This is a genomic window from Micromonospora sp. CNZ296, assembly GCF_007827635.1.
Window position 1 is genome coordinate 90921 of record NZ_VISW01000002.1, and the last position, 14159, is coordinate 105079.

The following is a 14159-nucleotide window of genomic DNA, read 5'->3' on the forward strand; positions in this document are numbered from 1 at the left end:
GCATGCCGAGTGAGGTAGGTCCACGGTGAGCAACGAGGACGAGAAGTACGTCGAGTACCTGAAGCGTACGACCTCGGAGCTGCGGCGTACCCGGCGTCGGCTGCGCGAGCTGGAGGCCCGTGACGCCGAGCCCGTCGCCATCGTGGCGATGAGCTGCCGTTACCCCGGCGGGGTCGACAGCCCCGAGGCGCTGTGGCAGCTCGTGCACGACGGCGGCGACGGGATCGGGCCGTTCCCCGCCGACCGGGGCTGGGACCTGGAGAGCCTCTTCCACCCCGACCCCGACCACCCGGGCACCAGCTACGTGCGCGAGGGCGGCTTCGTCTACTCCGCCGCCGACTTCGACGCCGACCTGTTCGGCATCTCGCCCCGCGAGGCCGTCGCCATGGACCCGCAGCAGCGGCTGCTGCTGGAGACGTCCTGGGAGGCGTTCGAGCGGGCCGGGCTGCCGCTGCCGGCCGTCCGGGGCAGCCGCACCGGCGTCTTCGTCGGGGCGTCGTCGCACGGCTACGACGGCATGATGGCGCAGGCCGAGAACGGCGAGGGGCACCTGCTCACCGGCAACGCCACGAGCGTCATCTCCGGCCGCGTCGCGTACACGCTCGGGCTGGAGGGGCCGGCGGTCACCGTCGACACCGCCTGCTCGTCCTCGCTCGTCGCCCTTCACCTGGCCGCGCAGGCCCTGCGCAACGGCGACTGCGAGCTGGCCCTCGCGGGCGGCGTGACGGTGATGCCCACCCCGGCGGTCTTCGTCGGCTTCAGCCGGCAGCGCGGCCTCGCCGCCGACGGCCGGTGCAAGGCGTTCGCCGCCGGCGCGGACGGCACCTCGTGGTCCGAGGGCATCGGCATCCTGCTGCTCACCCGGCTCTCCGACGCGCAGCGGCACGGCCACCCGGTGCTCGCCGTGATACGCGGCAGCGCGGTCAACCAGGACGGCGCGTCCAACGGGCTCAGCGCCCCGCACGGCCCCTCCCAGGTGCGCGTCATCCGCCAGGCCCTGGGCAACGCCCGCCTCACGCCCGAGCAGGTCGACGTGGTGGAGGCGCACGGTACGGGCACCCGGCTCGGCGACCCGATCGAGGCGCAGGCGCTGCTGGCCACGTACGGGCAGGACCGCGACGAGGCCGCACCGCTGCTGCTCGGGTCGGTCAAGTCGAACATCGGGCACACGCAGGCCGCCGCCGGCGTGGCCGGTGTGATCAAGATGGTGATGGCGATGCGGCACGGCGTGGTGCCGCCCACCCTGCACGTCGACGAGCCGTCCCCGCACATCGACTGGACCGCCGGGGCGGTCACCCTCGCCACCGCCGCGACGCCCTGGCCCGCCGTGGACCGGCCGCGCCGGGCCGCCGTGTCGTCGTTCGGCGTGTCCGGCACCAACGCGCACACCATCATCGAGCAGGCCCCGGCTCCCGCCGAGGTCGAGGTCGAGGCCGAGGCCGAGCCGACCACGCCGCAGGCCCGCACGGTGGCCCCCGTGCTGCTCTCCGCCCGCTCCGACGCCGCGCTCGCCGCGCAGGCCGGCCGCTGGGCCGCCCGGTTCGCCGCCGACGAGACCCTCCGCCCGCTCGACGTGGCCTTCTCGTCGGTCACCTCCCGCTCCACCCTGGACCGTCGGGCCGTGCTGTCCGCGACCGGCCGCGACGACCTGCTCGCGGGGCTGCGCGCCCTTGCCGCCGGGGAACCGGCCGGTACCGTCGTGACCGGTGCCGGGGCGCCGCGCGGCCAGCTCGCGGTGCTCTTCTCGGGTCAGGGCGCGCAGCGCGCCGGCATGGGCCGGGAGTTGTACGCCGAGTTCCCCGTGTTCGCCGCCGCCCTCGACGAGGTGTGCGGGCACCTGGATCGAGCCCTGCCGCGCCCCCTGCGTGAGGTGCTCTTCGCCGCCGACGGCTCGGCCGACGCCGGCCTGCTGGACCAGACGGTGTTCACGCAGGCCGGTCTGTTCGCGGTCGAGGTGGCGCTGTTCCGGCTGGTGGAGTCCTTCGGCGTCGCCCCCGACCTGGTCGGCGGTCATTCGATCGGCGAGGTCACGGCCGCGTACGTGGCCGGGGTGCTGTCGCTGGAGCACGCCTGCGCGCTGGTGACGGCGCGGGGCCGGTTGATGCAGGCGCTGCCCGCCGGGGGTGGGATGCTGGCCGTCGCGGCCACCGAGGCCGAGGTGGCGGCCACGCTGGACGGGCTGGCCGGCGTGGGGATCGCGGCGGTCAACGGTCCGCAGGCCGTCGTGGTCTCCGGCGCCGTCGAGGCCCTCGACGAGGTGGAGCAGGTCTGGCGTGAGCGGGGCGTACGCACCCGCCGGCTCACCGTCAGCCACGCGTTCCACAGTCCGCTGATGGAGCCGATGCTCGCCCGGTTCCGCGCGGTGCTCGACAAGCTCACCTTCGCCGCGCCGTCGCTGCCGGTGGTGTCGAACGTGACCGGGGCGCTCGCCGACGCCGACGAGATCCGCACCGCCGACTACTGGGTGCGTCACGTCCGCGAGGCCGTCCGCTTCGCCGACGGGGTCGCTGCGCTGCGCGCCGCCGGGGTGGACACGTTCCTGGAGGTCGGGCCGCGCAGCGTACTGACCGCGATGGTCGGCGACGCCCTGTCGGACGGGGCTGGCGTGCTCGCCGTGCCGGCGCAGCGCGGGGACCGGCCCGAGGCGCACGGGCTGCTGGCCGGGCTGGCGGAGCTGCACGTGCGCGGGGTTGCAGTCGACTGGCAGCAGTGGTTCGCCGACACCGGCGCGCGGCGGGTGGACCTGCCCACGTACGCCTTCCAGCACCAGCGCTACTGGCCCGAGGCCGGCGGCACCGCCGTGACGGCCGCGCCGGGCGACGCCGCCGAGGGGGACTTCTGGGCGGCCGTGGAGCGCGGCGACCTGACCGGGGTCGCCGCCCACCTGGCCGTGCAGGACGACCCCGCCGCGGTCGAGGCCCTCGCCCCGGCCGTACCGGTGCTCTCGTCGTGGCGACGGGCCCGGCAGCGCGACGCCGTGGTGGACGGCTGGACGTACCGGATCGACTGGGAGCCGGTACGCCCCGCCGCCGCGCCCGCGCTGACCGGCCGCTGGCTGGTCGTCACCGCCGACGCCGACGACGCCGGGGCGGCCGGCACGCTGACCGGCGCGGGCGCCCACGTCGACACGCTCACCGTCGCCCCCGGCGTCGACCGTGCCGAGCTGACCGGGCTGCTGCGCGGTCACGGCGAGCAGGGCTGGACCGGCGTGCTCTGCGTGCTCCCCGCGACCGACCGGGCGCTGCCGGACGCCCCGGCCGTCTCCGTCGGCGCCGCGCTGCTGCTCACCCTCACCCAGGCGCTCGCCGACGCCGGCCTGCCCGGCCGGCTCTGGTGCCTCACTCGGGGCGCCGTGCGCGTCGGGGCTGGCGAGACCCTCACCGACCCTTGGCCCGCCCTGGCCTGGGGCCTGGGCCGGGTCGTCGCGCTCGAACAGCCCGACCGCTGGGGCGGCCTGATCGACCTGCCCGCCCACGCCGAGCGCACCGCGGCGGACGCGCTGCTCGCCGTCCTCGCCGACGCCGGCCACGACCAGGTGGCGATCCGCCCGCAGGGCGTCTTCGGCCGGCGGCTGGTGCCGGCCGCGCCGCCTGCGGGTGCGGGTTGGCGGCCTACCGGGACGGTGCTGGTGACCGGTGGTACTGGTGCGCTGGGCCGGCACGTGGCGCGTTGGTTGCTGGCGAACGGGGCGGCCGAGGTGGTGCTGGCCTCGCGGCGGGGTCCGGCGGCTCCGGGCGCGGCCGAGCTGGTCGACGAGTTGGGCGCGGTACGGGTGGTGGCGTGCGACGTCACCGATCGGGCGGCCGTCGACGCCCTCGTGGCCGGCCTGCCGGAGTTGACCGCCGTCGTGCACACCGCCGGCGTGATCGACGACGGCGTCCTCGACGGGCTCGACCTGGGCCGGATGCAGACCGTCCTCGACGGCAAGGTCCGCGCCGCCCAGGTGCTGCACGAGGCCACCGCCCACCGCGACCTCGACGCGTTCGTGCTCTTCTCCTCCCTCGCCGGGATCATCGGCAGCGCCGGACAGGGCAACTACGCGGCGGCCAACGCCTATCTCGACGCGTTCGCGGCCTGGCGACGCGACCAGGGCCTGCCCGGCACCGCCATCGCCTGGGGCGCCTGGGCCGAGGACGGCATGGCCGCCGCGCTGACCGCCCGGCTCGCCCGGGGCGGCGTCGACGCGCTCCCCGCCGCCGAGGCCGTCACCGCCCTCGGCCGGCTGGTCAACACCGCCGAGCCGGCCGTCACCGTCGCCGCCGTCGACTGGGGACGCCTCGCCGCCTCCTGGGGCCGCCCGACGCCACTGATCGCCGCCCTGCCCGGGGTGCCCGCCGTGCCCACCGGCCCCGCCCGCGCCGTGGTGGTCGGCCGGTCCCTGCCGCAGCTCGCCGACCTCGTACGCACCCAGGCCGCCGTCGTGCTCGGCTACCCGGCCGGCCGGCCGCTGCCCGAGCGCACCTTCCGCGACCTCGGCTTCGACTCGCTCACCGCCGTCGAGCTGCGCAACCGGCTCACCGCCGAGACCGGTATGACCCTGCCCGCCACGCTGGTCTTCGACCACCCCACGGTCGCCGAACTCGCCGCCCACCTGCACGGCCTCACCGCCGGGCACACCACCGGGGAGGTGGTCGCCGACGGCACCGGCCGCGACCGCGAACCGATCGCCATCGTCGCCATGAGCTGCCGCTTCCCCGGCGGGGTCACCTCGCCCGAGCAGCTCTGGGACCTGCTGGCCACCGGCACCGACGCGCTGAGCCTGATGCCCGGCGAGCGCGGCTGGAACCTCGCGGAGCTGTACCACCCCGACCCCGAGCACCTCGGCACCAGCTACGTCCGGGAGGGCGGCTTCGTCGCCGGCGCCGGCGAGTTCGACCCGGCGTTCTTCGGCATCAGCCCCCGCGAGGCCCTCGCCATGGACCCGCAGCAGCGGCTGCTGCTGGAGACCACCTGGGAGGCGTTCGAGCGGGCCCGGATCGACCCGACCGCCCTGCGCGGCAGCCGCACCGGCGTGTACGTCGGCACCAACGGCCAGGACTACGGCTCGCTGCTGATGGCGACCGGGGACGTCGACGAGAACTACCTCGCCACCGGCACCTCCGCCAGCGTCATCTCCGGACGGCTGGCGTACACCTTCGGGCTGCACGGCCCGGCCGTCACCGTCGACACGGCCTGCTCGTCGTCGCTGGTCGCGATGCACCTGGCCGCGCAGGCCCTCCAGACGGGCGAGTGTGACCTCGCCCTGGCCGGCGGCGCCACCGTGATGGCCACCCCCGGCATCTTCGTCGGCTTCTCCCGCCAGCGTGGCCTCGCCGCCGACGGCCGGTGCAAGCCGTTCGCCGGAGCCGCCGACGGCACCGGCTGGGGCGAGGGCGTCGGCCTGCTGGTGCTCCAGCGCCTCTCCGACGCCCGCCGCGACGGCAACCCGGTCCTCGCCGTGCTGCGCGGCAGCGCCGTCAACCAGGACGGCGCCTCCAACGGCCTCACCGCACCCAACGGCCCCGCCCAGCAGCGGGTGATCCGGCAGGCCCTCGCCAACGCCGGACTCACCGCCGACCAGGTGGACGCCGTCGAGGCGCACGGCACCGGCACCACCCTCGGCGACCCGATCGAGGCGCAGGCGCTCATCGCCACGTACGGCCAGGACCGGCCCGCCGACCGGCCGCTCTGGCTCGGCTCGATCAAGTCGAACATCGGGCACACCCAGGCGGCGGCCGGCGTCGCCGGGGTGATGAAGATGGTCCTGGCGATGCGGCACGGGGTGCTGCCGCCCACCCTGCACGTGGACGAGCCCACCCCGCACGTCGACTGGACCGCCGGCAGCGTCGAGCTGCTCACCGCCGCCCGGCCGTGGGAGCCCGCCGACGGGGTACGCCGCGCCGCCGTCTCCTCGTTCGGGATCAGCGGCACCAACGTGCACACCATCCTCGAACAGGCCCCCGCCGACGAGCCGGAGCCCGGACCGGCAGCCGACGTGCCGACCGGGGAACTGCCCTGGGTCCTCTCCGGGCGCACCGTCGACGCCCTCACCGCCCGCAGCCGGGACCTGCGCGAGCACCTCGGCACAGTGGACGACGACGCGCTCGCCGACGTCGGCTGGTCGCTGGCCGCCACCCGCGCGTCGCACGACCACCGGGCCGTCGTCTTCGCCGCCGACCGCGACGACCTGGCCGCGTCCCTCGACGCGCTCGCCGCCGGCCGGCCCGGCCCGCAGACCGTCACCCGCGTCCCCGGCACGCCGGGCGAGGTCGCGTTCGTCTTCCCGGGCCAGGGCTCGCAGTGGGCCGGGATGGCCGCCGAGCTGCTCGACACCGCCCCCGTCTTCGCGGAGACGTTCGCCGCCTGCGCCGAGGCGCTGCGCCCGTACGTCGACTGGTCACCAGCCGACGTGGTGCGCGGCGCGCCCGACGCCCCGTCGCTGGAGCGCGTCGACGTCGTGCAGCCCACCCTGTTCGCGGTCAGCGTCTCGCTCGCCGCGCTCTGGGAGTCGTACGGGGTGCGCCCCGCAGCCGTCGTCGGGCACTCCCAGGGCGAGATCGCCGCCGCGTACGTCGCCGGTGGCCTCACCCTCGACGACGCGGCGGCCGTGGTCGCGCTGCGCAGCCGGATCATCGCCGGCATCGCCGGGGACGGCGGCATGGTCTCGGTCGCCACCACCGCCGACGAGGCCACCGCGACGATCGCCCGCTGGGCCGGCCGCATCGCCCTGGCCGCCGTCAACGGACCCACCTCCGTCGTGGTCTCCGGCGACGGCGCCGCCCTCGACGAGCTCGTCGCCCACTACGAGTCCCGCGAGGTGCGGGTGCGCCGCGTGCCCGTGGACTACGCCTCCCACTCCGCCCACGTCGAGCAGCTGCGCGAGCAGCTCCTGGAACTGCTCGCCGGGCTGCGGCCCCGCACCGGCGAGGTCCGGTTCCGCTCCACAGTCGAGGGCGACTGGCTCGACACCGCCGCCCTCGACGCCGACTACTGGTACCGCAACCTGCGGCAGACCGTCCGCTTCGACGAGGCGGTACGCAGCCTTGTCACCGCCGGCTACCAGACCTTCGTCGAGGTCAGCGCCCACCCCGTGCTGACCATGGCCGTGCAGGAGAGCGTCGAGCTGGCCGCCGCCGACCCGGACGCGGTCACCGTCACCGGCAGCCTGCGCCGGGGCGAGGGCGGCCTCGGCCGCTTCCTGCGCGCCCTGGCCGAGGTCTGGGCCGGGGGTACGGCCGTGGACTGGCGGCCCGCCTTCGCCGGCCTCGCCGGGCGTCGTCTCGACCTGCCCACGTATCCGTTCCAGCGGCAGCTCTACTGGCCGCAGCCGTCAACCGCGCCCGCCCCCGCGGCCGCCGGTCCCGTGGCCGACGACGAGGTCGACGCCCGGTTCTGGGCGGCCGTCGAGGCGGAGGACCTGACCGCGCTCACGGCCGAACTCTCCGCCACGGCCGAGTCGCGGCCCGTCCCGGAGACGGCGTTCGCCGACGTGCTGCCGGTGCTCGCCGCCTGGCGTCGCCGGCACCGCGACCAGGCCACCGTGGACTCCTGGCGGTACCGGGACAACTGGACGCCCGTCGCTCCCGACGCCTCCGGCGAGCCGGCCGCCACCGGCACCTGGTGGCTGCTCACCGGCCCCCACGACACCGGCGCGGCCGAGGCCGACTTCTGCGCCGACGCATTGCGGCGGCACGGCGGCACCGTCGTACCGCTGGCGCTGGACGCCGACCGCACGGACCGCGCGGCGCTCGCAGCTCGGCTGCGCGACCTCGCCGACGGCGGCCCTCGCCCCGCCGGGATCGTGTCGCTGCTGCCGCTCGACGAGACGCCCGCCCCGGCGCACCAGTCGGTGCCGGTCGGTTTCGCCGGCACCGTCACCCTCGTGCAGGCGCTCGGCGACGCCGGAGTTCGCGCGCCGCTGTGGTGCCTCACCCGGGGCGCCGTCGCCACCGGCCCAGCCGATCCGCTGCCGCACCCGCTCCAGCAGCTGACCTGGGGCTTCGGCCGGGTCGCCGCACTGGAGCACCCGGACCGCTGGGGCGGCCTCGTGGACCTGCCCGACGAACTCGACGACGCAGCCGGCCGACGGCTGGTCCGTGTCCTCGTCGGCGCCGACGGCGAGGACCAGGTCGCGCTGCGGTGGGCCGGCGCCTTCGGCCGGCGACTGCTGCACGCCCCGCTCGGCGACGCCCCCGCCCCGCGCACCTGGCGGCCCTCCGGCACCGCCCTGGTCACCGGCGGCACCGGCGCGCTCGGCGGACACATGGCCCGCTGGCTCGCCGCCAACGGCGCCGCGCACCTGGTGCTGGTCAGCCGGCGCGGCCGGCAGGCCGAGGGCATCGCCGACCTCGAGGCCGAGCTGGTCGCACTGGGCGCCCGGGTTACCGTCGCCGCCTGCGACGCCGCCGACCGGTCGGCGCTCGCCGCCGTCCTCGCCGACCTGCCGCCCGAGCACCCGCTGACCACAGTCGTGCACACCGCCGCCGTCCTCGACGACTCGGTGATCAATTCGCTGACCCTGGAGCAGGTCGACTACGCGCTCAGCGCGAAGGTCACGACCGCGCTGAACCTGCACGAGCTGACCCGCGAGCTGGACCTCGACGCGTTCATCCTGTTCTCCTCGATGGCCGGCACCGTCGGCAGCTCCGGCGTGGGCAACTACGCCCCCGGCAACGCGTTCCTCAACGCCCTCGCCGAGCACCGGCGCGCCCTCGGCCTGCCCGCCACCTCCATCGGCTGGGGCGCTTGGGGCGGCGGCGGCATGGCCGACGGCGAGTTCGGCCGGATGCTGCACCGCCACGGCGCACCCGAGATGCCCCCGCGCCTCGCCGTCGCGGCCCTGCACCAGGCCGTCGAGCACGACGAGACCTTCCTGACCATCTCGAACATCGCCTGGGACCGGTTCTTCGTCGCGTTCACCGCCACCCGGCCCGGTCCGCTGATCTCGGAGATCCCCGAGGCGCAGCGGTTGCAGGCCACCAAGGGCCTCGCCGAGACGAAGGAGACCGACGAGGCCGGCCCCGCCGGCGCGTTCACCCGGATGAGCGCCGCCGAGCGCCAGCAGGCGCTGCTCGATCTGGTCCGCGACCAGGCGGCCGCGGTCCTCAAGTACGCCGACGGCCAGGCCGTCGACCCGCACCACGCGTTCCGGGACCTCGGCTTCGACTCGGTGACGGCGGTGGAGCTGCGTAACCGGCTCGCCACCGCCACCTCGCTGCGGCTGCCGGTGACCCTGGTCTTCGACTACCCGTCGCCGACCGCGCTCGCCCGGCACCTGCACGAGGAGTTGGGCGGCGAGGCCGCCGTGGCCGTCGAGGCCGCCCCGGTGACGCTCGGCGACGACGAGCCGGTGGCCATCGTCGCCATGTCCTGCCGCTTCCCCGGCGGGGCGAACGACCCCGAGCGGTTCTGGCAGATGCTGCACGCCGGCCGTGACGCCGTGTCCGACCTACCCGGCGATCGGGGTTGGGACGTCGAGAAGCTCTACGACCCCGACCCCTATTCCACCGGCACCTCATACGTCCGCAGCGGCGCCTTCCTCTACGAGGCGGCGGAGTTTGATGCCGGTTTCTTCGGGATTTCCCCCCGTGAGGCCTTGGCGATGGACCCCCAGCAGCGGTTGTTGCTGGAGGTCTCGTGGGAGGCGGTCGAGCGGGCAGGGGTTGAGCCTGGGGTTCTTCGGGGTTCGCGAACAGGGGTGTTCGTGGGCACGAATGGTCAGGACTATGGGGCCCTGCTGATGGTGGCGGGGGACGAGGTGGAGGGCTTCGCGGGCACGGGCAACGCCGCGAGTGTGGTGTCGGGTCGGGTGGCGTACGCGTTGGGGTTGGAGGGGCCGGCGGTGTCGGTGGACACGGCGTGTTCGTCGTCGCTTGTGGCGTTGCACCTGGCGGTGCAGTCGCTGCGGCGTGGCGAGTGCGACCTGGCCCTCGCCGGCGGCGTGACCGTGATGGCGACGCCTGGGCTGTTCGTGGAGTTCTCGCGGCAGCGGGGCCTGGCGGCCGACGGCCGGTGCAAGGCGTTCGCGGCGGGTGCCGACGGCACGGGCTGGGGTGAGGGTGTTGGTGTGCTGGTGGTGGAGCGGTTGTCGGACGCGCGGCGTAACGGTCACGAGGTGCTGGCGATCGTGCGGGGCAGTGCGGTCAATCAGGATGGTGCGTCGAACGGGCTGACGGCCCCGAACGGTCCGTCGCAGCAGCGGGTGATCCGCCAGGCGCTGGCGTCGGCCCGCCTCACCACGGCCGACGTGGACGTGGTCGAGGCGCACGGCACGGGCACCACCCTCGGTGACCCGATCGAGGCGCAGGCCCTGCTCGCCACGTACGGGCAGGAGCGCGACGAGCCGCTGCTGCTCGGCTCCGTGAAGTCGAACATCGGCCACACCCAGGCCGCCGCCGGCGTCGCCGGTGTGATCAAGATGGTGCTGGCGATGCGGGAGGGCGTGGTCCCGGCGACGCTGCACGTGGACGAGCCGTCCCCGCACATCGACTGGAACTCCGGGGCCGTCGAGCTGGCGATCGAGTCGCGGCCGTGGCCGGCCGTGGGCCGGGCGCGCCGGTCGGCGGTGTCCTCGTTCGGCATCTCCGGCACCAACGCCCACGTCATCATCGAACTGCCCGAGGACCTCCCCGCCGAGAGCGTGGAGCCCGACGGCGAGGCCGCCGAGGATCGCAGCCCGGGGCTCGTGGCCTCCGACGTCGTCGTCTGGACGGTGTCGGGGCGGTCGAAGGGCGCGCTGGCCGGTCAGGCCGCTCGCCTGGCCCAGCACGTCCGCGCGCACGCCGACCTCGACGCGGCGGCGGTGGGCTGGTCCCTCGCCGCCACCCGGTCGACGTTCGACCAGCGGGCCGCCGTCGTCGGGGCCACCGTGGCCGAGTTGCTGGCGGGCCTGGACGCCCTGTCCGCCGGCGCGCAGGCGGGGAACCTCGTCACGGGTACGGCCTCCGGAACCGGTGCGGTGTTCGTGTTCCCGGGTCAGGGTGCGCAGTCGGCGCGGATGGCGGCCGGTCTCGCCGGTCGTGTGCCGGTGTTCGACGCGCGGCTGGCGGAGTGTCAGCGGGCCCTGGCGCCGTACCTGGATGTCGATCTGGGGTCGGTGTTGACCGGTGACGACGAGTCGTGGCTGGAGCGGGTCGAGGTCGTGCAGCCGGTGCTGTGGGCCGTCGGCATGGCCCTGGCGGCGGTGTGGCAGCACGCCGGGGTCACCCCGGCGGCGGTGGTCGGTCACTCGCAGGGCGAGATCGGCGCGGCGTGTGTGGCGGGGATCCTGTCCCTGGAGGACGCGGCGAAGGCGGTCGCGTTGCGGTCGCGGGCGCTGACGGTGCTGCGGGGCACCGGGACGATGGCGTCGGTCGACCTGTCGGCGGAGGCGGTGGCCGAGCGGCTGCCGGCGTTCCCGGGCGTCGGTGTCGCGGCGGTGAACGGTCCGTCGACGGTCGTGGTGTCGGGTCCGCCGCGGCCGGTTGCCGATCTGGTGGAGGCGTGCCAGGCCGACGGTGTGCGGGCGCGGTTGATCCCGGTGGACTACGCGTCGCACTCCGTGGCGGTGCAGGATGTCGCGGAGCAGTTGCGCGCCGACCTGGCCGACGTGACGCCGCGACAGGGCAACGTCCGGCTCGTCTCCACCCTCACCGGGGACTGGGTGGACCCGTCCTCGATGACGGCGGACTACTGGTACGACAATCTGCGGCAGACCGTCCAGTTCGACGCCGCCGTGCGGGTGGCCGTCGAGGCGGGTCACACGACGTTCGTGGAGATCTCTCCGCATCCGGTGTTGGCGATGCCGGTCACGGCGATCCTGGACGACGCCGGCGTGAGCGGGCACGTGCTGGGCAGTCTGCGGCGGGGTGACGACGACGCGACGCGGCTGCTGACGAACCTGGCCACCGCGCACACGATCGGTCTGCCCGTCGACCTGACGGCCGTACTCGCCGAGACCGACACCGTCGCACTGCCCACGTACGCCTTCGACCGCAGCCGCTTCTGGCCGACCGCGGCGATCCGGCAGGACGACACCGAGGAGACCCCGAGCGGCGTCGACTCCGCGTTCTGGGCGGCCGTCGAGAGCGAGGACCTGGCCGCGCTCGCGGAACTCACCGAGCAGGACGCGACGGAATCCCTGGAACGGCTGGGCGCGGCCCTGCCCGTGCTCGCCTCCTGGCGACGCCAGCAGCGCAACCGCTCCGCCCTGGACGACCTGCGCTACCGCAGCGTCTGGCAGCCGTACACCGGGACGCCCGTCAGCTTCCTCCCCGGCGCCTGGTGGGTGATCGCCGACGCACGGCACCCGGAGGAGGGCGAGGCCGCCGTCGCCGAGCTGTCCCGCCGGGGCGCCGATGTCCGGCTGGTGTCGCTGCCGGAGAACCTGACCGACCGTGCCGCCCTCACCGCGCACCTGAGCGGTGTCACCCGTACCGCCGACGGCGGGCCGGCCCCGGTCGACGGGGTGCTGTCCCTGCTCGCCCTCGCCGACGGCCCGGTCGACGACACCCAGCCGGTGCCGCCGTTCCTCGCACGGTCGCTCGCGCTGATCCAGGCGCTCGGCGACCTCGACGTCGCCGCGCCGCTGTGGTGCGTCACCCGGGGCGCCGCCGGCACCACCCGGAGCGGCACGCCCAGCCGACCGGAGCAGTCGCTGCTCTGGGGCCTCGGCCGGGTCGTGGCCCTCGAACACCCCGAGCGGTGGGGCGGCCTGGTCGACGTACCGGCCACCCTGGACGACCACGGCTGGGACCTGCTCTGCGCCGCCCTCGCCGGACTCGACGGCGAGGACCAGCTCGCGGTCGACGGCGCCACCATCCTGGTCCGCCGGCTGGTGCGGGCACCCGGCGGCGAGGCGCCCGCCGACGACGCCGGCTACCCGGGCACGACGCTGGTCACCGGCGGCACCGGCGCGCTCGGCGCGGAGGTGGCCCGCTGGCTGGCCGCCCGGGGCGCCGAGCACCTGATGCTCGTCAGCCGCCGTGGCGCGGACGCCCCCGGCGCCGCCGAACTCGTCCGCGAGCTGACCGGGGCGGGCACCCGGGTGACCGTCGCGGCCTGCGACGTGGCCGACCGGGCCGCGCTGGCCAAGCTGCTCGACGAGGTACCCGCCGACGCGCCGCTGACCAGCGTCGTGCACGCGGCCGGCGTCCTCGAGGACGGGGTGCTCGACGGGCTCACCGCCGACCGCCTCGCCACCGTCCTGCGCCCCAAGGTGCTCGGTGCCCTGCACCTGCACGAGCTGACCGTCGGGCGGGAACTGCGCGCGTTCGTGCTGTTCTCCGCGCTGGCCGGGCAGCTCGGCGCCGCCGGTCAGGGCAGCTACGCCGCCGCCAACGCCTACCTCGACGCCCTCGCCGAGCAGCGGCACCGGCAGGGCCTGCCGGCCACCTCGGTCGCCTGGGGCCCCTGGGCGGCCGGCGGGATGGCCACCACCGACCATGCCGTGGAGGAGCGCCGCCGGCGTACCGGCGTGGCCCGCCTCGACACCGGAGCCGCGCTCACGGCGCTCGCGCAGTGCGTCGCGCGGGGCGAGCCGGCGACGATGGTGGCCGGCATCGACTGGGCCCGTTACGTGCCCGGCTTCGTGGCCGTGCGGCCCAGCCCGCTCATCGCGGGCGTGGCCGAGGCGCGGCGGGCCGTCGCCGAGCGGGCCGAGGACACCGGCGTCTCCGCGGAGTCCCTGGCCGCCCTGCTCGCCGGGCAGACCGACGCCGAACGACGCAAGACCCTGCTGGAGCTGGTACGCGGGCAGGCCGCCGCGGTGCTCGGCCACGACTCGATGGACGCCGTCGAGCCGGACCGGGCGTTCCGCGAACTCGGCTTCGACTCGCTGACCGCCGTGGAGCTGCGCAACCGGCTCACCGCGGCGACCGGCGTCCGGCTGCCCGCCACGGTCGTCTTCGACTACCCGACCGCCGCCGGGCTGGCCGAGTACGTGCGGGCCGCCGTCGTCGACGGCGGGGTGGTCGGGGTCGCACCGGTCTTCGGCGAGCTGGACAGGTTGGAAGCGGCGCTCTCCGGCTCGGCGCCGGACCGCAGCGCCCGAATTCGGATCACCGAGCGGCTGCGGGCGCTGCTGGCCTCCCTCAACGAGGCCGACGCCCCGGCGGACGGCGACACCGTCGCCGAGAAGCTCCAGGACGCGACGCCGGACGAGGTCTTCGACTTCATCGACCGCGAGCTGGGGATGTCCTGAC

The 14159-nt window shown here is 75.7% G+C and carries 1 protein-coding gene; it reads left to right on the forward strand.

The annotated features are described in order from the left end of the window. Positions 1-25 precede the first annotated feature (25 nt). A complete protein-coding gene (locus FB455_RS03540) occupies positions 26-14158 on the forward strand; it encodes a type I polyketide synthase (protein ID WP_145752183.1) in 14133 nt (4710 codons plus the stop codon). Position 14159 lies beyond the last annotated feature (1 nt).